Consider the following 19345-nt stretch of genomic DNA (forward strand, 5'->3'; position numbering starts at 1 on the left):
ACCCCGTGCCGCACCGCCCTCCTCCGCCGCGCGCGGGGAGGGCGGTGGTGTGTTCCGGGGTGGTCCGCCTGCGCGATGATCGATCATGTGACACTCAGTGCCGCATAATCGCCATGAAAGTCTTGCCACGCGGCACCGCGTGCCATACCTTGTAGTGGTCCGGCCTGTCCCCGCGGGTGACACCCCCGCGTCGCCGGACGCCTGCGTCACAGGCACCTCAAACCTCACCGCGCCCGAACGGCGCGCGCCCCACCCGCCGAACCGACGGCACCCTCCACACCCGACAGCTCAGCAAGGCCCACCCGGAGGTTCCCGTGAAGGACATCCTGGACGCCATACAGTCCGCCGACGCCACATCAGCGGACTTCGCCGCGCTCCCCCTGCCCGACTCCTACCGCGCCGTCACCGTCCGCAAGGACGAGTCCGCGATGTTCGAGGGCGTCGCCACGCGCGACAAGGACCCACGCAAGTCGCTGCACATCGACGACGTGCCCGTGCCCGAACTCGGCCCCGGTGAGGCCATCGTCGCCGTGATGGCCAGCTCCGTGAACTACAACTCGGTGTGGACGTCGATCTTCGAGCCGCTGCCGACGTTCGGCTTCCTTGAGCGCTACGGCAGGCTCAGCCCGCTCGCCGCGCGCCACGACCTGCCGTACCACGTGATCGGCTCCGACCTCGCCGGCGTCGTGCTGCGCACCGGTCCTGGCGTGAACGCCTGGCGGCCGGGCGACCGGGTCGTCGCACACTGCCTGTCCGTCGAGTTGGAGAGTTCCGACGGGCACAACGACACGATGCTCGATCCCGAGCAGCGCATCTGGGGCTTCGAGACCAACTTCGGCGGCCTCGCCGAGCTGGCGCTGGTGAAGTCCAACCAGCTCATGCCCAAGCCCGACCACCTGAGCTGGGAGGAGGCCGCGGCGCCCGGGCTCGTGAACTCCACCGCGTACCGGCAGCTGGTGTCACGCAACGGCGCGGGGATGAAGCAGGGCGACAACGTGCTCATCTGGGGCGCGAGCGGCGGACTCGGCTCCTACGCCACGCAGTTCGCCCTCGCGGGCGGAGCCAACCCCATCTGCGTCGTGTCCAGCGGGCAGAAGGCCGAGTTGTGCCGGCGCATGGGCGCGGAGGCCGTCATCGACCGCACCGCGGACGGCTACCGGTTCTGGCGCGACGGGTCGCACCAGGATCCGCGCGAGTGGAAGCGGTTCGGGGCACGCATCCGCGAGCTGACGGGCGGCGAGGACGTCGACATCGTCTTCGAGCACCCGGGCCGTGAGACCTTCGGCGCCAGTGTGTTCGTGACGCGCAAGGGCGGCACGATCGTCACCTGCGCCTCCACCTCGGGCTACACGCACGAGTACGACAACCGCTACCTGTGGATGTCGCTCAAGCGCATCGTCGGCTCCCACTTCGCCAACTACCGGGAGGCGTGGGAGGCCAACCGGCTGGTGGCCAAGGGGAAGATCCATCCCACGCTGTCGAAGGTGTACGCGCTGGACGACACCGGCCAGGCCGCGTACGACGTGCACCGCAACCTGCACCAGGGCAAGGTCGGTGTGCTCGCGCTCGCCCCGCGCGAGGGGCTCGGCGTGCGCGACGAGGAGACCAGGGCCCGGCACATCGACGCGATCAACCTCTTCCGTCCCCAGCCGGCGGCGGTGGCCGCGTGACCGCGCCGGCCAGGGACCGGCCCTGGCTGATGCGCACCTACGCGGGCCACTCCACCGCCGAGGCCACCAACGCGCTGTACCTGCGGGGGCTCGCGCGGGGCCAGACGGGACTGTCCGTCGCGTTCGACCTGCCCACGCAGACCGGCTACGACCCCGACCACCCCCTGGCGCGCGGCGAGGTGGGCCGCGTCGGTGTGCCCGTGTCCCATCTGGGCGACATGCGGCGGCTGTTCGACTCCATTCCGCTGGAGCGCACCAACACGTCGATGACGATCAACGCCACCGCGCTGTGGATGTTCGCGCTGTACCAGGTGGTGGCCGAGGAGCAGGGCGCGTCGCCCGGCGCTTTGCGCGGCACCACGCAGAACGACATCGTCAAGGAGTACCTGTCGCGCGGCACATACGTGTTCCCTCCGGGGCCGAGCCTCAGGCTGACCACCGATCTCATCGCGTACACCGTGCGCTGCGCGCCCCGCTGGAACCCCGTCAACATCTGCAGCTACCACCTGCAGGAGGCGGGCGCGACGCCCGTCCAGGAGATCGCGTACGCGCTGTCGACGGCGATCGCCGTCCTCGACGCGGTACGGGCGGGCGGGCAGGTGTCCGAGGCCGACTTCGGCGAGGTGGTGGGGCGTGTCTCGTTCTTCGTGAACGCGGGTGTCCGCTTCGTCGAGGAGATGTGCAAGATGCGGGCCTTCACCCGGCTGTGGGACCGCGTCACGCGCGAGCGGTACGGGATCGAGGACGCGGCGGCGCGCCGCTTCCGCTACGGCGTGCAGGTCAACTCGCTGGGCCTGACGGAGGCGCAGCCGGAGAACAACGTTCAGCGCATCGTGCTGGAGATGCTGGCCGTCACGCTGTCGAAGGGCGCGCGGGCGCGTGCGGTGCAGCTGCCCGCATGGAACGAGGCGCTCGGGCTGCCGCGCCCCTGGGACCAGCAGTGGTCGCTGCGTGTGCAGCAGGTGCTCGCGCACGAGAGCGACCTGCTGGAGTACCCGGACCTGTTCGACGGCTCGCCCGTCGTCGAGGCGAAGGTCGCGGAGCTCGCCGAGGGCGCGTGCGCCGAGATGGAGCGGATCGAGGAGCGCGGCGGGCTGCTGGCCGCGGTCGAGTCCGGCTATCTCAAGTCGCAACTGGTCGCCTCGCACGCGCGGCGGCGCGCCGCCGTCGAGTCGGGCGAGGCCAAGGTCGTCGGGGTGAACTGCCACGAGACGACGGAGCCGAGCCCGCTGACGGCGGACCTGGACACGGCCGTCCTGACGGTGGACCCGGCGACGGAGGCAGGGGTGGTGTCGGCGCTCGCCGCCTGGCGCGCGGGGCGTGACGAGCCCCGCGCGCGGGAGGCACTCGCCCGCCTCGCACGAGCCGCGGAGGGAAGCGGCAACCTGATGGACGTGAGCCTCGAATGCGCGCGCGCCGGAGTGACGACCGGCGAGTGGGCGGGCGCGCTGCGGACCGTGTTCGGTGAGTTCCGCGCGCCCACCGGGGTGGCCGGCGCGCCCGTCGCCGAGGCGGCGCCCGAGGGCTCGCCGCTCGCCGCCGTGCGCGCGAAGGTGGCGGCCACCGCGGCCGGTCTCGGCGCGGGGCGGCTGCGTCTCCTGGTGGGCAAACCGGGGCTCGACGGCCACTCCAACGGCGCCGAGCAGATCGCGGTGCGCGCGCGTGACGCCGGGTTCGAGGTGGTGTACCAGGGCATCAGGCTCACGCCCGAGCAGATCGTGGCGGCGGCGCTCGCGGAGGACGTGCACTGCGTCGGCCTGTCCATCCTGTCCGGTTCGCACACCGCGCTCGTCCCCGACGTGCTGAGGCGGCTGCGGGACGCCGGCGGAGGCGACATCCCCGTGGTGGTCGGCGGCATCATCCCGGCCGCCGACGCGGCCGCCCTGCGCGCGGCCGGCGTGGCCGCCGTGTTCACCCCGAAGGACTTCGGCATCACCGAGATCATCGGCCGTATCGTCGACGAGATACGCCGTGCCGCCAAGCTCGACCCCCAGGAGGTCCCCGCATGACCAGCCCCGCAACGCCCGCCCCGGTGGACCGGCCGCGCCCGCGCCGCTCCTGTCTCGCCGTGCCGGGCTCCAGCCCCCGGTTCCTCGAGAAGGCCCAGGGCCTACCGGCCGACCAGGTCTTCCTCGACCTGGAGGACGCGGTGGCACCCCTCGCCAAGGAGGGCGCGCGCCACAGCATCGTGGACGCGCTCAACAAGGGCGACTGGACGGGCAGGACGCGCGTGGTCCGGGTCAACGACTGGACGACGAGCTGGACGTACCGCGATGTCATCACGGTCGTCGAGGGCGCGGGCCAGAACCTGGACTGCGTGATGCTGCCGAAGGTGCAGGACGCCGAGCAGGTGCGCACGCTCGATCTGCTGCTGACGCAGATCGAGCGGACCATGGGCTTCGAGGTCGGCCGTATCGGCATCGAGGCGCAGATCGAGAACGCGCGCGGCCTGGTGAACGTCGACGCGATCGCCGCCTCGTCGCCGCGCCTTGAGACCATCGTGTTCGGGCCCGCCGACTTCATGGCGTCCATCAACATGAGGACGCTCGTGGTGGGCGAGCAGCCGCCCGGGTACGACGCCGACGCGTACCACTACATCCTGATGCGCATCCTGATGGCGGCCCGCACCCACGACCTGCAAGCCATCGACGGCCCCTACCTGCAGATCCGCGACGTGGACGGGTTCCGGCACGTCGCGGGACGCGCGGCGGCGCTCGGCTACGACGGCAAGTGGGTGCTGCACCCCGGCCAGATCGACGCGGCGAACGAGGTGTTCTCGCCGTCGCAGGAGGACTACGACCACGCCGAGCTGATCCTCGACGCGTACGAGTACCACACGTCCGAGGCCGGCGGTAGGAAGGGCTCGGCGATGCTCGGCGACGAGATGATCGACGAGGCGAGCCGGAAGATGGCGCTGGTCGTCTCGGGCAAGGGGCGCGCGGCGGGGATGCGGCGCACCACGTCCTTCGAGATCCCGGAGGGGTGAGCACGATGCGTTTCGGCCGGACGTTCGAGGAGTTCGAGGTCGGCGCGGTCTACAAGCACTGGCCGGGCAAGACCGTCACGGAGTACGACGACCACCTCTTCTGCCTGCTCACGATGAACCACCACCCGCTTCACCTGGACGCACACTACGCGGCGGGGACGACGGATTTCGGCCGCAACGTGGTGGTGGGCAACTACGTCTACTCGCTGCTGCTCGGCATGTCGGTGGCCGACGTGTCGGGCAAGGCCATCGCGAACCTGGAGGTCGAGTCGCTGCGGCACGTGGCGCCGACGTTCCACGGCGACACGCTCTACGGCGAGACGACGGTGCTCGGCAAGACACCGTCGCGCTCGAAGGACGACCGCGGTGTGGTGCACGTGGAGACCAGGGGCCACAACCAGGACGGCACGCTGGTGTGCGTCTTCCGCCGCAAGGTGATGGTACCGACGGAGAGCTACGTGCGGGAGCGCGGCGGGGAGCAGCCCGGCCGCCCCGAGCCGCGAGAGGGGAATGGGCGATGAGTCGACTTGCCGAGACGGCCGGCCTCACCGAGGTGCAGCAGGAGATCGTTTCGACGGTGAGGGACTTTGTCGACAAGGAGATCCTGCCGGTCGCCACGGAGCTCGAGCACCGCGACGAGTACCCGTACGGGATCGTCGACGGGCTGAAGGAGCTCGGCCTGTTCGGGCTGATGATCCCGGAGGAGTACGGGGGCCTCGGGGAGTCTCTGCTGACGTACGCACTGTGCGTGGAGGAGATCGCGCGCGGCTGGATGTCCGTGTCGGGCATCGTCAACACGCACTTCATCGTGGCGTACATGCTGGGCAAGTACGGGACGCGGGAGCAGAAGGAGGCCTTCCTGCCGCGGATGGCGGCGGGCGAGGTGCGGGGCGCCTTCTCGATGTCGGAGCCCGGGCTCGGCTCGGACGTGTCCGCGATCACCTCGAAGGGGGTGCGCGACGGGGTCGCGGGCGGGTACGCCCTGACGGGCCAGAAGATGTGGCTCACGAACGGCGGCACGTCGTCCCTGGTGGCGGTGTTGTGCAGGACCGACGAGGGGCAGCCTGCGGACGCGCCGCCGCACCGCTCGATGACGACGTTCCTGGTGGAGAAGGAGCCCGGGTTCGGCGAGGTGCGCCCCGGGCTCACCATTCCCGGCAAAATCGACAAAATGGGTTACAAGGGCGTCGACACCACCGAGTTGATCATGGATGGCCTGCGGCTGCCCGCCGACCGCGTGCTGGGCGGCACGACCGGGCGGGGCTTCTACCAGATGATGGACGGCGTCGAGGTCGGCCGCGTGAACGTGGCCGCGCGCGGCTGCGGCGTCGCGCGGCGCGCCTTCGAGCTGGGCATCTCGTACGCGCAGCAGCGCCACACCTTCGGCCGGGCGATCGCAGGCCACCAGGCGATCCAGTTCAAGCTGGCGGAGATGGCCACCAAGGTCGAGGCGGCCCACGCCATGATGGTCAACGCCGCACGCAAGAAGGACTCCGGGGGGCGAGGCGACCTGGAGGCGGGCATGGCGAAGTACCTGGCCTCCGAGTACTGCAAGGAAGTGGTCGAGGACGCCTTCCGCATCCACGGCGGCTACGGCTTCTCGAAGGAGTACGAGATCGAGCGGCTCTACCGGGAGGCGCCGATGCTGCTGATCGGCGAGGGCACGGCGGAGATCCAGAAGATGATCATCGGCCGCCGGCTGCTGGAGGAGTACCGGGTGCAGGCGTGAGCAAGGCCCCTGTACGGCGTACGGGGGCCTGCCGGGTGCCGTACGGGGCCCTTCCCCGCGCGCCGCGGCACGCGGAGCGGGAAGCCGCGTGGCGGCCTCGGGACCCGCCCGCGGGAACGCCCCGGGCCCGGCGTGCGTCCCATCCCGAAAGGCCCGTTGGGACTCGCGTGAACGCGCGGGTGCGGCCCCGCCGGTGCCCGACTGCGCTGCTGGCTTGCTCAGTTGTGGTTCGCTACCGATAGCATCGGCGGAAGGCCGCCGTCCCCCTGTTGCCAGCGCGGCATCATCCGCTACGAAGGTCATCCATGCCCCACAGCCCATCCGGCTCAACCTCAGCCCCTCGCGGACGCGTCCGCCTCGCCCGGGGATCGTCGCCGTGGCTGCTGCCGACCGTCGCCACCGCGGCGCTCGGTCTGGCACGCGCCCGCCGTTCGAGAGGTGCCGCCGCCGTAGCAGTGCCCGCCACCGCGCTCGCCGCGGGCATGCTGTGGTTCTTCCGCGACCCCGAGCGCGAGATCGCGCGGGGCCGCCTGATCGCCCCCGCCGACGGAGTGGTGCAGAGCATCATGCCGTGGAAGGACGGGCGCACCCGGGTCGCCATCTTCATGAGTCCGCTGAACGTGCACGTCAACCGGGCGCCGCTGGCCGGCACCGTGACGTCCGTCGAGCACGTCCCGGGCGGCTACGTGCCCGCCTTCAACAAGGAGAGCGAGAGCAACGAGCGCGTCGTCTGGCACTTCGACACCGAGATCGGCGACATCGAGATGGTGCAGATCGCGGGCGCGGTGGCACGGCGTATCGTGCCGTACCTGCCCGCGGGCACCAAGGTGGAGCAGGGCGAACGCATCGGGCTGATCCGCTTCGGTTCCCGTGTCGACCTCTACCTCCCCGGTGATGTCGACGTGGCGGTCGAGGTGGGCCAGAAGACGACTGCGGGGGTGACTCGAATTGACCGTGATTGATCCCGAGACGCAGACCGGCTGGGTGACCGAGGCGGCGGAGGAGGGCGAAGAGACGGACAACATGCCGTTGTCGCTGCGGCTGTCAATAGCCGACGCGCTCACCCTCGGCAACGCGACCTGCGGTTTCATGGCGGTGTACTTCACCACCACCGGCATCCTGATCCCGCATCTCACCGGCAGCGACGAGAGCGGCGGGATGGCCCGCCACTCGGCGGCCACGGCCGTGATCCTCATGCTGTGCGCGGCCGTGTTCGACCTGTTCGACGGGCTGGTGGCGCGCAAGCTGCGCAGTTCGCCGATGGGCGCGGAGCTGGACAACCTCTCCGACCTGATCAGCTTCGGCCTGGCACCCGCGTACTTCGTGCTGGTCTACGGACTGGTCGAGAGCGACGCGCACCAGCGCTTCTCCGTGGTGGCCGCGGTGGTGGTGCTGCTCGCCGTCGTGCTCAGGCTGGCGCGGTTCTCCTGCGTGACGGTCCGTGACGGCATGTTCCAGGGCATGCCGAGCCCGTTCGGCGCGCTGACGGTGGTCTCGATCGTCCTGCTCGAGCTGCCGTTCGTCCCCACGCTGCTGGCGATCGTCGGCGTGGCCTGGCTGATGGTGAGCCGGGTCGAGTACCCGAAGCCGCGGGGCATCCTGGCGGTGGCGATGCTGAGCTGGATCGTCCTGGCGATGGCCCTGCTCGCCGCGTGGGCGTTCGACGCGCCGGGCGGGCAGCTGCTGCTGGGGACCGGCTGTGCGCTGCAGGTGGTGACGGGGGCGGTGATCCCCCTGTTCGCGACGGCGCGCCGGGTGAACACGTTCCGCGGCAACCGCCGCGAGGCGCGGGCGGCGCAGCTGCCGTAAACCACCCCAAGCGGGCGAAAGGGCCCGGGAGCCACGTCGGCTCCCGGGCCCTTTCGCAGGTCAGGACGGCTTTTCCGGGCCGCGCTCCGCCCGGGGACCGTCGGCGTGATTCACCCGTACGGCCCTCGCCCGGTGGGTAGCGGGAGCAGGGCAGCCGCACCGTGGACGGCATGTGGCCTCACAGGCTCAGGCACGGCATCCCGATGCTGCCGCTGGCCCTGCTGATGGCGTGTGGCGCTCCCGGCCACGCGGCGCGGCAGGAGCAGCAGCCGCACCGGGCCCCTGCGGCGGCGCCGGAGCCGGCGATCGTCAGCCGGCAGGCGTGGCACGCCGACGAGCACGACGTGCGCGAGAAGCCCGTCTACACGGGGCCCGTCGAGGTGGTGTTCATCCACCACACGGACAACGCCAACGACTACGACTGCAAGCGAGACGTCCCCGCCATGCTGCGGGCCATCCAGGAGCAGCACATAGACGGCGACGGCTGGGACGACATGGGCTACAACTTCCTCGTCGACCGCTGCGGCACCATCTACGAGGGCCGCGCCGGCGGCGTGGGCAAGCCGGTGCGCGGCGCCCACACGGAAGGGTTCAACACCCACAGCGTCGGCATCGCGGCGATCGGCCACTTCGAGAAGGGGCAGCCCGTGCCCCGGCCGATGCTGGAGGCGATCGCGGCGATCGCGGCCTGGAAGCTGCCGCCGGACGTCGACCCGCGCGGGCGGGTGAGGCTGGTGTCCCACAACGACGCCAGCCGGTACCCCAAGGGCACGGCGGTGGAGATGAACGTCATCTCGGGGCACCGCGACGCCTACGAGACGGACTGCCCGGGCGACGCCCTGTACGGCAAGCTGCCCTGGCTGCGCCGCAGGGCAGCGCAACTGCGGCACGCCGCGGCGAAGCCGCCGCCGCTCCACCACGGCGGCGGCTGAGCGGCTCAGCGCAGGAAGTCCGCCGCCAGCGCCTGTGCGGCCCGCTCAAGCAGCGGCCCCGCCTCGGCCATGCACCGCGCCGGGTCCGCCTCCAGCGCGGTCAGCGGGTAGGCCCTCAGGATGCCCGCGCCCCTGAGCGCGGCAGGGTCGAGCGCGAGGCGGCCGCACACCGCCACCACGTCGACGCCGCGGGCGCGTGCCGCGGCCGCCACGCCGACCGGGGCCTTGCCGTGCAGCGTCTGCTCGTCGAGGGACCCCTCCCCCGTGACGACCAGGCCCGCGCGCGCCAGGGCCCCGTCAAAACCCAGCACGTCGAGCATCACCTCGATGCCCGACCTGAAGACGGCGCCGAGGCCGACCAGCGCGCCGTAGCCGATCCCGCCCGCCGCGCCCGCGCCGGGCGCGAGCGCCGCCGCGGCGGCACGCGAGCCGATCGCGGCCTCCAGCACCTCCGCGTACCGGGACAGCGCCGCGTCGAGCGCGGCCACGTCGGCCGGGGCCGCGCCCTTCTGCGGTCCGTAGACCGCGGCCGCGCCCTTCGGTCCTGTCAGCGGATTGTCGACATCGCTGGCGAGCACGATCTCGGTGGCGGCGAGGCGCGGGTCGAGCCCGGTCAGGTCGGCCGACGCGAGAGCGGCGAGCCCTCCGCCGCCCGGGCCGACCGGCTCGCCCCGGGCGTCGAGGAACCCCGCGCCGAGCGCCGAGAGCATCCCGGCGCCGCCGTCTGTGGTCGCGCTGCCGCCGACGCCCAGGACGATGCTCCGCGCCCCGGCGTCGAGCGCGGCGCGCAGCACCTCGCCCGTGCCGTACGTCGTCGCCGTCAGCGGCGCGAACACGCCGTACGGCAGGTGCTGAAGTCCGGAGGCCTCCGCCATCTCGACGACGGCGGTGCCGTCGCGCAGCGCGAACGCCGCCGCCAGCCGCTCGCCGCGCGGCCCGGTGGCCGCCACCTCGCGCCGCTCGAAGCCGCCGGCCACCGCGGCGGCGACCGTGCCGTCGCCGCCGTCGGCGACCGGCACCGCCTCGACCCGGGCGTCCGGTACGGCCCGGCGGATCCCGGCCGTCACGCGCTCGGCCACCTCGACGGCCGTCAGAGACCCCTTGAACTTGTCCGCGGCCACCAGGACGCTCCCGCGCACCCGTGTGTCACCGCGGCCCCCACTCACTGCTCCGTCCGTCACTGTCATCCCTTTGCTGTCGAACAGGCAGTCGCGCCGCCTCGACCCTATCCGCAGGGCCCCCGCCCTGCCCAGGCCTCACCCGGCCGCGGGGTGCAGGCCGTAGGCTGCACGGATGACGCTCAGCGACGACTACGCCACGTACATCGCCGGCCTTCCCCGGATCCTCGCGGGTGCGGGCATGTTGTTCCGGGACGTCGCGGGCCGGGTGCTCGCGGTCGAGCCCAACTACCGCGAGGGCTGGGCCCTGCCGGGCGGGACCATCGAGTCGGACGACGGCGAGAGCCCGCGCCAGGCGGCACGCCGGGAGACGCTGGAGGAGATCGGCCTGGACATCGCGCCCGGGCGGCTGCTGACCGTGGACTGGGTGCGCGGCCCCGGCCGCCCGCCGATCGCCGCCTACCTCTACGACGGCGGTGTGCTCAGCGCGGGGCAGCTCGCGGCGATCGTGCTGCAGGAGGCCGAGCTGGTGTCGTGGCGCCTGGTGGAGCGCGCCGAGATCTCCGCGCACTTCTCCGGGCCGCTGGGCGATCGCGTGCTCGCCGCACTCGACGTGGTGGAGTCGGGTGCGGGGACGGTCGAGCTGGAGGGCGGCCGCCCGGTCGGCTGAGCACGGACGTCAGAACAGCGTGCCCTCCGGGGCCGTCGCGTTCGCCGACTCCAGGGCCAGCAGGCGCTGCTTGTTGGCGAGACCGCCGCCGTAGCCCGTGAGGCTGCCGTCAGCGCCGATCACGCGGTGGCAGGGCACCACGATGCTGATGGGGTTCTTGCCGTTCGCCAACCCGACGGCGCGGGACGCGCCGGGCCTGCCGATGGCCTGGGCGAGGTCGCCGTACGAGCGCGTCTCGCCGTAGGGGATGGTGAGGAGTGCCCCCCAGACGAGGCGCTGGAACTCCGTGCCGGCCATGTGCAGCGGCAGGTCGAACTCGCGCAGCTCACCCCGGAAGTAGGCGTCGAGCTGCGCGATCACATCGGGGAACGGATCGTCCGAGCGGGTGCCGAAGGTCTCCGGCGCGGGCATGTGGCGGTGGTCGGTCATGAAGACGCCGCTCAGGGCGGAGTCGGCAGCCACCAGGGTCAGGGGTCCGATGGGGCTGTCCATCAGGGTGTGCCGGCGTCGCATGGGTCGAGTCTCCGGTCTGTGGTTCATGAGGGGAAGGGGTCAGGCGGGTAGGCGGTTGATCGGGTGGTCGCCGGTCGCCCACAGGTACTGCGTCGCGTAGGCGCGCCACGGCCGCCAGGCCGCCGCCCGGGCCGTCAGTGCGGCCGGGGCGGCCGGGAGGCCGAGGTGCGCGGCTGCCTTCCGCATGCCGAGGTCGGTGGCGAGGAAGGCGTCGGGGTCGCCGAGCGCGCGCATGGCGATCACCTCCACGGTCCAGGGGCCGAAGCCGGGGAGCGCGGACAGCCGCGCCCGTGCCTCGTCCCAGTCGCTCTCGGGGCCGAGGCTGAGGGTTTCGGAGGCCAGCGCGTGGACGAGGCCCAGCAGGGTGCGGCGCCGGCTGCGGGGGAACGCGAGGGACTCGGGGTCGAGCGCCGCGAGTGCCCGCGGGGCCGGGAAGAGGTGCGTGAGCCCGCCTTCGGGGTCGTCCACCGGTGTGCCGTACGCGGTGACGAGGCGGGCCGCGTGCGTACGCGCCGCCGCCGTGGACACCTGCTGGCCGAGCACGGCGCGTACGGCGAACTCCGCCGCGTCCACCGTGCGCGGCACCCGCCGGCCGGGCGCCTTGCGCACCAGCGGTTCGAGCTCGGGGTCGGCGGCGAGCTGGGTGTCCACGGCGACGGGGTCGGCGTCCAGGTCGAGCAGCCTGCGGCAGCCGCTGATGGCGACCGTCAGGTCGCGCGGGTCGGTGAGCGAGAGCCGGCACGCCACGTGGCCCGGACGTGGCGAGAGGGAGACGATGCCGTGCCCGTACGGCAGCGACAGTGTGCGCCGGTACGCACCGTCGCGCCACTCCTCCACGCCCGGCACGGCCGTTGCCGCGAGGTGCCCGAACAGGTTGTCCGGGTTGAGCGGCTCGCGGAAGGGCAGCCGGAGCGCGATGGCGCCCGGCACGGGCGCCTCGGTGCCGCGCCCGCCGCTCGCCGCGCCGCGCCGGCGCAGCTCGCTCGGTGCGAGGGCGAAGACCTCCTGGACCGTGTCGTTGAACGACCGCACGGAGGCGAAGCCGGCCGCGAAGGCGATCTCGGCCATCGGCAGCCGCGTCGTCTCGATCAGCAGCCTGGCGGTCTGGGCGCGCTGGGCGCGTGCGAGCGCCAGGGGTCCTGCACCGAGTTCGGCGCGCAGCTGTCGCTCGATCTGGCGCGACGAGTAGCCGAGCCGTGAGGCGAGCCCCGGCACGCCCTCGCGGTCCACGACACCGTCCTGGATGAGCCGCATCGCGCGGGCCACGCTGTCGGCGCGGGCGTTCCAGGCGGGCGAGCCGGGGCTCGCGTCGGGCCTGCACCGCTTGCAGGCGCGGAACCCGGCCTGCTGGCACGCTGCGGCGCTCGGGTGGAAGACCATGTTCTGCGTCTTCGGTGGCACGACGGGGCAGCTGGGCCTGCAGTAGATACCCGTGGTCAGCACGGCGGTGAAGAACCAGCCGTCGAACCGCGCGTCCTTCGACCGTACGGCCCGGATGCAGCGTTCCCTGTCGGTGTGCATGACCCCAGCATGCGGGACGGGAGAGGCCGAAGCTCGCAGAAAAACGACATCAGGCCGGCCGGTCCCCCGCCCGCGGTCATCGCGACGGCCGCGTGATCCGCCCCCGCCCCGCGAGCGGCCCGCGCGGTAGCATCCACGCGTGACCAGTACCCGCGCAACTCCAGCCCGCGCCAAGCGGATTGCCGCCTCGTGAGCGCCCCGGCCGACGGCGGCCGGTTGCTCGCCATCAGCGACCTGCACGCGGCGCACGCCGCCAACAAGGAGATCATCGACGGGCTGCGGCCGACGTCCGACGGGGACTGGCTGCTCGTCGCGGGAGACGTCGGCGAGGTCAGCACGGACATCGAACGCACCCTCACCCTGCTCGCCGAGCGGTTCGCCACCGTGGTCTGGGTGCCGGGCAACCACGAGTTGTGGACGCATCCGTCCGATCCCCTGACGCTGCGCGGCGACCACCGCTACCGGCACCTCGTGTCCTTCTGCCGGGGGCTCGGGATCGTCACGCCCGAGGATCCCTACCCGGTGTGGCGCGGCGCGGGTGGCCCCGCCATCGTCGCCCCGCTGTTCCTGCTGTACGACTACACGTTCCACGCCCCCGGCACGTCGAGCAAGGAGGAGTCGCTGCGCACGGCGCACGAGGCGGGCGTGGTGTGCACGGACGAGTACCTGCTGCACCCGGACCCGTACGAGAGCCGCGACGCGTGGTGCCGTGCGAGGGTCGAGGCGACGCGGGCCCGGCTCGACGCGTGCGACCCGGAGCTGCCGACGGTGCTGGTCAGCCACTGGCCGCTGGTGCGCGAGCCGACGGACATCATGTACCACCCCGAGTTCGCCCAGTGGTGCGGGACGGTGGCGACGGCCGACTGGCACGTCAGATACCGGGCGGCGGCGGCCGTCTACGGGCATCTGCACATCCCGCGCACCACGTCGTACGACGGTGTGCCGTTCGTCGAGGTCTCCGTGGGCTATCCGCGCGAGTGGTCCGGGCGCTCCGGCCCGGCGCCGGGACTGCGCCGTATCCTGCCCGCTCCCGCGGGAGCGGCGCGGTGATCGCGGAGCTGCTGCCGCGCTCGGTGACCGCGTACGACACGTTCGCCGACGCGTCGGGCGACGTGCTGTTCCCCGAGGAGGAGGCCGTGGTGGCGCGCGCCGTCGACAAGCGGCGCCGCGAGTTCGCGACGGTCAGGGAGCTCGCCAGGACGGCGATGGCGGAGCTCGGTGTCGCACCCGTGCCCCTCCTTCCGGACCGGCGGGGCGCGCCGCGGTGGCCCGAGGGGATCGTCGGCAGCATGACGCACTGCGACGGCTACCGCGCGGTGGCGGTGGCCCGTGCCAGGGAGGTCTGCGCGATAGGGGTGGACGCGGAGCCCAACGCGCCGCTGCCGGACGGCGTGCTCGATGTCGTGACGGTGCCGGCCGAGCGCGCCGTGCTGGCGGAGCTGGCCGCGACGCACCCGAAGGTGGCGTGGGACCGGCTGGTGTTCAGCGCCAAGGAGTCCGTCTTCAAGGCGTGGTACCCGAGGACGCGCCACGAGCTCGACTTCACCGAGGCCGAGGTGGTGCCCGTGCCCGAGGGCGAAGCGGCCGGCACCTTCACGTTCACGCTTGCTCCAGGGCCCGACGCGCCGGATCCCCGGTGGCTGACCGTGGCGCGCGGGCGCTGGACGGTAGGCGACGGCGTCGTGATCACGGCCCTGTCGTTGCCCGCGGCGAACCTGCCCGGGCAGCGGCGCGGCTGAGCCTGCGCCGCGCCGCCGCGCCGTGGCCGTCAGGCCCGCACGTCGGAGACGTCCAGGACGTCGACGAGGCGGCCCAGCTTGCCGCGGGCGCGGGCCCCGTCGCGGCGGGGGACCTCCACCCAGGCCACTGCGGGGCCGTGCGGTGGCACGTCGTAGGACAGGTGCCGCACCTCCATGGCGCCCAGGGCCGAGGCAATGCGTCCGAGTGCGCCGTGGCCCGCGCTCACGGTGACCCGGAGCGTGCAGGCGGCACGGGGTGCCGTGGAGTCCTGTCCTGAGGCGTTCGTCGTCATGGCGGTGTCCTGTCCTTCTCGCGCGTGCCTGATGGGCCGCGTCGGTGGTGGCTCGTGGCCGGGGAGTACGCGGCGGCGGGGGAACCGGGGAAAGAAAAAGACCCCTCGCGGGTGCGAGAGGTCTGCGTGCGGGCGGTGGGCCGCGCGAGGGGGAGGTTCGCTCCCCGGTCGGCCCGGTGCCGGCACGCTGCCGCTGATAATGAGCCGGCGCCGCATGGCGGCGATTGTGGCACCACCGGGCCGTCCCTGGGACGCCCGTCTCACCTGGCGGACCGCCGCCCTGAGCGGCGGCCGCGCGGCGGGACGTCAGGCGGTGCGGCCGGGGAGCATGGCGAGGGCCTGGGAGCGCTGTGCGACCAGGTCGTCGTAGGTGCCGTCGCGCTCGGCCCAGCGGTGCATCAGGACGCCCTTCACGAGGATCTCGCGGGGGGTGGGCTCCTGCGCGAGCAGGTCCATGACCTCCTGCGCGAAGTCGCCGAGCGGCAGCGCGTGCGGGTTCACCTGTTCCTGGGCAGACGTGGCGACGGCCGGCGGTACGAGTTCGACGACGCCGACCCCGGTGGAGTCGAGTTGCGCGCGCAGCGCCTCGGAGTACGCGTGCACCGCGGCCTTCGAGGCGGCGTAGGTGGGCATGGGGGGGAAGGGCAGGAAGGCGATGCCCGAGGTCACGGTGATGAAGGTGCCGGAGCCGCGTGCGACCAGGTGCGGGGTGAAGGCGTCGATGGTCCGGATGGTGCCGATGAGGTTGGTGTCGATCGTCGTACGCGCCGCCTCGAAGTGCGCCGGGTCGCGCAGGTCCTCCAGGAGCATGGCACCCGCCATCGTCACCACGGTGTCCAGTTCGGGGAAGCGGGCGAGCACGGCGTCGCGGGCGGCGGCGACGGACCCGCTGTCGGTGACGTCGACACTGACGGTGCCGAGGCCCTCGGCGGCGAGTTCCGAGAGGGCACGCGCATCGCGGCCGCCGACGGCCACCGTGCTGCCCGCCGCGGCGAAGCGCCGGGCCAGTTCCCGGCCGATGCCCGAGGTTCCGCCGACGATGAATACAGTGCGGCCGGAGAGATCCATGAGGTCTTCCTTCCAGAGCGATGGTCCTGTCCGTCTCGAACAGCGACACAGCGAGTCTCGGCGGCGGCCGCCGCATGCGGGAGAGCCCCCGTCCTCCCTGGTCCTGCCAGGGCCCCCGTCGCCCGCGCACACCGCATTACGGTGGCGGTATGAAGGACGAGGAAGCGGGCAACCGGCTCGGCAGCTACCTCCGCGCCCGGCGCGAGCTGGTCACTCCCGCACAGGCCGGGATCCTGCCGGGCGGCAACCGCCGCGTGCCCGGCCTGCGCCGCGAGGAAGTGGCCCTGCTCGCCGGGATCAGCCCCGACTACTACCTGCGCCTTGAGCGCGGCCGCGACAAGAACCCGTCGCAGCAGGTCCTCACGTCACTCGCGCGCGTGCTGCGCCTCGACGAGGTCGAGCGCGCGTATCTGCTCGGCCTCACGGCGGCACGGCCCAGGGCGCCGCGCCGCAAGCGGCCCGAGCACGTGCCGGCGAGGGTGCACCAGCTCCTCGCCCACCTGCAGATTCCCGCGTTCGTCGAAGGGCGCGCGTTCGACGTCCTGGCGTCCAACCCGATGGCGGTGGCGTTCTCCCCCCGCCTGCGGCCCGGGGAGAACAGGCTGCGCTCCCTCCTGCTCGACCCCGAGGAACGCGCCTTCCACCAGGACTGGGCGCGGGCCACCGCCGGCTTCGTCGCGGCCCTGCGTGCCACAATCGGGGACGACACCGACAACCCGCGGTTCGTCGAACTCGTCGGCGAGCTCGCACTGTCCAGCCCGCGGTTTCGCACCCTGTGGGCGCGGCACGACGTCCGCGACCTGGAGGGCGGCACCGCTGCCGTGCACCACCCGGTCGTCGGTGAACTCCGCCTCCACCGCGACAAACTCCCTGTCGAGGACGTTCTCCTGGTCGTCTACTACCCCGACAAGGACAGCGACAGCGACGAGAAGCTGCGGCTGCTCGCGACGCTCTCCCAGACGCCCTGACCGCCGGCCGGCGGCGACGCGCGGCTACCGCCTCCTGCGCAGTTCGCGCCACACGGCCTTGGCCGCGTTGTGCCCGCTCATCCCGTGCACCCCGGGTCCCGGCGGTGTGGCGGACGAGCAGAGGAAGACCGCCGGGTGGGGCGTCGTGTACGGGGAGAGCGTCAGCTTCGGGCGCAGCAGCAGCTGGAGCCCCTGGGCCGCGCCGCAGGCGATGTCGCCGCCCACGTAGTTCGCGTTGTGCCGGGCGAGTTCGGGCGGTCCCGCCGTCGCCCGGGCGAGGACCAGGTCGCGGAAGCCGGGGGCGAAACGGTCGAGTTGGCGCTCGACCGCGTCCGTGAGGTCGCCCGTCCAGCCGTGCGGGACATGCCCGTACGCCCAGAAGACGTGCTTGCCCTCCGGCGCCCTCGACGGGTCCACCACGCTCGGCTGAGCGGTGATCAGGAACGGGACATCGGGGGCGGCGGATCCGTAGGCCTGCTTCAGGGCGGTGCCGATCTCGGCGCTCGTGGGACCGATCTGCACGGTGCCCGCGCGGCGTGCGGCCTCCGCTGTCCACGGCATGGGCCCGTCGAGGGCGTAATCGATCTTGAACACGCCGGGCCCGTACCGGTACCCGTCGTAGTAGCGGCCGAGTCCCGCGATCCGGGCGAGCGCCGTCGGCGAGGTGTCGAACACGTAGGCGCGGGCCGGCGGGAGGTCGTCGAGGCGCTTGACCTCGAAGTCGGTGTGGACGCTGCCGCCGCACGCCCGCAAGTACCCGGCCAGCGCGTCGGAGACCGCCTGGGATCCGCCGCGCGCCACCGGCCAGCCGCCCGCGTGCGCGGCGAGCGCGAACATCAGGCCGATCCCGGCCGTCGCGAGGCCGCCGAGCGGCGAGATGACGTGTGCGGCCAGCCCTGCGAACAGTGCCTTGGCCCTCTCGTCGCGGAATCGGCGCACCAGCCAGTTGTACGGGGGCAGCCCGGCGAGCCCGAAGCGGGCGAGCGTCACGATGTCGCGCGGCAGCCCTCGCGGGGGCAGCGAGAGGAAGTCCGCCGCGAGCGTGTCCCACCGGCCGAGGAACGGCGCGACGAGCCGCCGGTAGGCGCCCGCGTCGTGCGGGCCGAGGGACGCGGCCGTCTCGGCGACCGACCGGGCGAGCACCGCGGCGGAGCCGTCGTCGAAGGGGTGCGCCATCGGCAGTTCCGCGTGCAGCCATTCGAGGCCGTGGCGTGCCAGCGGCATCCCGTTGAACGCGGGCGACCCGGCGCCCAGGGGATGCACGGCGGAGCACGGGTCGTGCCGGAAGCCGGGCAGCGTCAGCTCCTCGGTGCGGGCGCCGCCCCCGATGCTTTCCTCGGCCTCGAAGACCGCAACGGCCATACCCCGCCTGGCCAGTTCGGCCGCGGCGGTCAGCCCGTTGGGGCCCGCCCCCACGACGACGGCATCGAGCATCGACGGCACCTCGGACTCCTTCGTCAGCCGACGGCAAGGGACCAAGGATAGGCCGCCCCCGCGGTCAGCCGCCCAGCAGGATCCGGCGCACGTGCCTGGCCGTCGCCTCGGTGCGCGCCGCGGTGAAGGGCAGCGCGTTGCCGCCGGTGATGCGGTAGGGCGCGCCGCTGAGGGTGAGGTGCGCGCCGCCGGCCTCCGTCACGAGCAGCAGCCCGGCCGCGTGGTCCCAGGCGTACTCCCAGTTGTACGCGACGGCGTCCAACCCGCCTGTGGCGACGGCCAGGTAGTCGAGGCCCGCGGAACCGCTGCCGCGCAGCTCGGCACCGGAGCCGGCGAGTCCCGAAAGCGCGCGCTTCTGCTCCTTCGAGGTGTGGTCGGGGTGCGACATCGCGACGCGCAGCCGCCGGCCGGGCTCGGGCGGCCCCGGCCGAAGCACCTCGCCGTCCAGCCGTGCGCCGCGGCCGCGCAGCGCGACGGCCATCCGACCGGTGGCCGGCGCGTACGTCCAGGAGGCGAGGACCTCCCCGTAGCGCGCGAGGGCGACGAGCGTGCAGAACCCCGGCTCGCCGGCCACGAAGACGCGGGTGCCGTCGACGGGGTCCACGATCCACACCGGCGCGTCGCCGTCGAGCGCCTCGTACACCGATGGGTCCGCGTGTACGGACTCCTCGCCGACCACCACGGAGCCGGGCAGCAGCGCGGTGAGCGAGCGTGCGAGGTGTGCCTCGGCGCCGCGGTCGGCGACCGTGACGAGGTCGTGCGGGCCGCTCTTCTCCGCGATGTCGGCCGCCGACAGCTGCCGGTAGCGCGGCATGATCTCGGCCTCGGCGGCGGACCTGAGCGCCGCCTCGACCGCCGCGCTGTCCGGTACGCGGAAGGCGGGTGCGCCGGCCAC

At 73.0% G+C, this 19345-nt stretch carries 19 protein-coding genes; 12 read left to right on the forward strand and 7 right to left on the reverse strand.

Annotated features, from left to right (window positions below):
* Nucleotides 1–314 precede the first annotated feature (314 nt).
* The 8 genes from ccrA (at nt 315) to IH48_RS0106855 (ending at nt 9126) form a co-directional block, all read left to right on the forward strand.
* Nucleotides 315–1670: a crotonyl-CoA carboxylase/reductase gene (gene ccrA / locus IH48_RS0106820; protein ID WP_030900482.1), complete on the forward strand. Its 1356-nt coding sequence runs from the start codon at nt 315–317 to the stop codon at nt 1668–1670.
* Nucleotides 1667–3679, forward strand: coding sequence for a protein meaA (locus tag IH48_RS0106825; protein WP_030900484.1), 2013 nt, complete (start codon nt 1667–1669; stop codon nt 3677–3679). The genes ccrA and IH48_RS0106825 overlap by 4 nt, the downstream gene beginning before the upstream one ends.
* A complete protein-coding gene (locus tag IH48_RS0106830) occupies nt 3676–4656 on the forward strand; it encodes an HpcH/HpaI aldolase/citrate lyase family protein (RefSeq protein ID WP_030900487.1) in 981 nt (326 codons plus the stop codon). The genes IH48_RS0106825 and IH48_RS0106830 overlap by 4 nt, the downstream gene beginning before the upstream one ends.
* A gap of 5 nt (nt 4657–4661) precedes the next feature.
* A complete protein-coding gene (locus IH48_RS0106835; RefSeq protein WP_030900490.1) occupies nt 4662–5177 on the forward strand; it encodes a MaoC family dehydratase in 516 nt (171 codons plus the stop codon).
* The gene (locus IH48_RS0106840; protein WP_030900493.1) at nt 5174–6385 is read left to right on the forward strand and encodes an acyl-CoA dehydrogenase family protein; all 1212 of its coding nucleotides are present in this window, start codon (nt 5174–5176) and stop codon (nt 6383–6385) included. Before IH48_RS0106835 ends, IH48_RS0106840 begins: the two co-directional genes overlap by 4 nt.
* Before the next feature lie 305 nt (nt 6386–6690).
* The gene (locus tag IH48_RS33065; RefSeq protein WP_030900496.1) at nt 6691–7347 is read left to right on the forward strand and encodes a phosphatidylserine decarboxylase; all 657 of its coding nucleotides are present in this window, start codon (nt 6691–6693) and stop codon (nt 7345–7347) included.
* Complete coding sequence (pssA, locus tag IH48_RS0106850; RefSeq protein ID WP_199809901.1) at nt 7334–8194, forward strand: CDP-diacylglycerol--serine O-phosphatidyltransferase; 861 nt, start codon at nt 7334–7336, stop codon at nt 8192–8194. Before IH48_RS33065 ends, pssA begins: the two co-directional genes overlap by 14 nt.
* 170 nt (nt 8195–8364) lie before the next feature.
* The gene (locus IH48_RS0106855; protein WP_030900502.1) at nt 8365–9126 is read left to right on the forward strand and encodes an N-acetylmuramoyl-L-alanine amidase; all 762 of its coding nucleotides are present in this window, start codon (nt 8365–8367) and stop codon (nt 9124–9126) included.
* Between the two features lie 5 nt (nt 9127–9131).
* Here the strand turns inward: IH48_RS0106855 and IH48_RS0106860 are convergent, their stop codons facing one another.
* Nucleotides 9132–10313 carry a glycerate kinase gene (locus IH48_RS0106860; protein WP_051839306.1) on the reverse strand — a complete coding sequence of 394 codons (1182 nt, stop codon included), beginning with the start codon at nt 10311–10313 and terminating at the stop codon, nt 9132–9134.
* Between the two features lie 106 nt (nt 10314–10419).
* Between IH48_RS0106860 and IH48_RS0106865 the strand changes: the two genes are divergently transcribed.
* On the forward strand, nt 10420–10914 hold the full coding sequence (locus IH48_RS0106865) for an NUDIX domain-containing protein (RefSeq protein ID WP_030900510.1): 495 nt from the start codon (nt 10420–10422) through the stop codon (nt 10912–10914).
* A 9-nt stretch (nt 10915–10923) separates the two neighbouring features.
* Here IH48_RS0106865 and IH48_RS0106870 read toward each other — a convergent pair whose 3' ends face one another.
* Complete coding sequence (locus tag IH48_RS0106870; RefSeq protein ID WP_030900513.1) at nt 10924–11427, reverse strand: methylated-DNA--[protein]-cysteine S-methyltransferase; 504 nt, start codon at nt 11425–11427, stop codon at nt 10924–10926.
* Nucleotides 11428–11466: 39 nt separating this feature from the next.
* Nucleotides 11467–12948, reverse strand: a complete 1482-nt coding sequence (locus IH48_RS0106875; RefSeq protein ID WP_030900516.1) for an AlkA N-terminal domain-containing protein — start codon at nt 12946–12948, stop codon at nt 11467–11469.
* A gap of 189 nt (nt 12949–13137) precedes the next feature.
* On the opposite strand from IH48_RS0106875, the gene IH48_RS0106880 reads away from it, so the two are divergent.
* Together IH48_RS0106880 and IH48_RS0106885 are read left to right on the forward strand one after the other, a co-directional pair.
* Complete coding sequence (locus IH48_RS0106880; RefSeq protein WP_030900519.1) at nt 13138–13998, forward strand: metallophosphoesterase family protein; 861 nt, start codon at nt 13138–13140, stop codon at nt 13996–13998.
* Nucleotides 13995–14687, forward strand: a complete 693-nt coding sequence (locus IH48_RS0106885) for a 4'-phosphopantetheinyl transferase family protein (protein ID WP_030900522.1) — start codon at nt 13995–13997, stop codon at nt 14685–14687. Before IH48_RS0106880 ends, IH48_RS0106885 begins: the two co-directional genes overlap by 4 nt.
* Nucleotides 14688–14716: 29 nt before the next feature.
* Here IH48_RS0106885 and IH48_RS0106890 read toward each other — a convergent pair whose 3' ends face one another.
* Both IH48_RS0106890 and IH48_RS0106895 read right to left on the reverse strand, forming a co-directional pair.
* A complete protein-coding gene (locus tag IH48_RS0106890; protein WP_030900524.1) occupies nt 14717–14980 on the reverse strand; it encodes a hypothetical protein in 264 nt (87 codons plus the stop codon).
* Nucleotides 14981–15286: 306 nt separating this feature from the next.
* Complete coding sequence (locus tag IH48_RS0106895; protein ID WP_030900527.1) at nt 15287–16048, reverse strand: SDR family oxidoreductase; 762 nt, start codon at nt 16046–16048, stop codon at nt 15287–15289.
* Between the two features lie 149 nt (nt 16049–16197).
* Between IH48_RS0106895 and IH48_RS0106900 the strand changes: the two genes are divergently transcribed.
* Nucleotides 16198–17016, forward strand: a complete 819-nt coding sequence (locus tag IH48_RS0106900; RefSeq protein WP_030900531.1) for a helix-turn-helix transcriptional regulator — start codon at nt 16198–16200, stop codon at nt 17014–17016.
* 24 nt (nt 17017–17040) lie between these two features.
* Here the strand turns inward: IH48_RS0106900 and IH48_RS0106905 are convergent, their stop codons facing one another.
* Complete coding sequence (locus IH48_RS0106905) at nt 17041–18459, reverse strand: phytoene desaturase family protein (RefSeq protein ID WP_030900534.1); 1419 nt, start codon at nt 18457–18459, stop codon at nt 17041–17043.
* Nucleotides 18460–18514: 55 nt separating this feature from the next.
* The gene (locus IH48_RS0106910; protein WP_030900536.1) at nt 18515–19345 is read right to left on the reverse strand and encodes an inositol monophosphatase family protein; all 831 of its coding nucleotides are present in this window, start codon (nt 19343–19345) and stop codon (nt 18515–18517) included.

Origin of the sequence: Streptomyces sp. NRRL F-5126 (assembly GCF_000721265.1) — a bacterium.
Taxonomy (GTDB): Bacteria; Actinomycetota; Actinomycetes; order Streptomycetales; family Streptomycetaceae; genus Streptomyces.

Bases quoted from the DNA above. Each gene is read 5' to 3' on its own strand.
- IH48_RS0106830 (WP_030900487.1), top strand. From the start codon at position 3,676: ATGACCAGCCCCGCAACGCCCGCCCCGGTGGACCGGCCGCGCCCGCGC.
- IH48_RS0106835 (WP_030900490.1), top strand. From the start codon at position 4,662: ATGCGTTTCGGCCGGACGTTCGAGGAGTTCGAGGTCGGCGCGGTCTAC.
- IH48_RS0106840 (WP_030900493.1), top strand. From the start codon at position 5,174: ATGAGTCGACTTGCCGAGACGGCCGGCCTCACCGAGGTGCAGCAGGAG.
- IH48_RS33065 (WP_030900496.1), top strand. From the start codon at position 6,691: ATGCCCCACAGCCCATCCGGCTCAACCTCAGCCCCTCGCGGACGCGTC.
- IH48_RS0106855 (WP_030900502.1), top strand. From the start codon at position 8,365: ATGTGGCCTCACAGGCTCAGGCACGGCATCCCGATGCTGCCGCTGGCC.
- IH48_RS0106860 (WP_051839306.1), bottom strand. From the start codon at position 10,313: ATGACAGTGACGGACGGAGCAGTGAGTGGGGGCCGCGGTGACACACGG.
- IH48_RS0106865 (WP_030900510.1), top strand. From the start codon at position 10,420: ATGACGCTCAGCGACGACTACGCCACGTACATCGCCGGCCTTCCCCGG.
- IH48_RS0106870 (WP_030900513.1), bottom strand. From the start codon at position 11,427: ATGCGACGCCGGCACACCCTGATGGACAGCCCCATCGGACCCCTGACC.
- IH48_RS0106875 (WP_030900516.1), bottom strand. From the start codon at position 12,948: ATGCACACCGACAGGGAACGCTGCATCCGGGCCGTACGGTCGAAGGAC.
- IH48_RS0106890 (WP_030900524.1), bottom strand. From the start codon at position 14,980: ATGACGACGAACGCCTCAGGACAGGACTCCACGGCACCCCGTGCCGCC.
- IH48_RS0106895 (WP_030900527.1), bottom strand. From the start codon at position 16,048: ATGGATCTCTCCGGCCGCACTGTATTCATCGTCGGCGGAACCTCGGGC.
- IH48_RS0106900 (WP_030900531.1), top strand. From the start codon at position 16,198: ATGAAGGACGAGGAAGCGGGCAACCGGCTCGGCAGCTACCTCCGCGCC.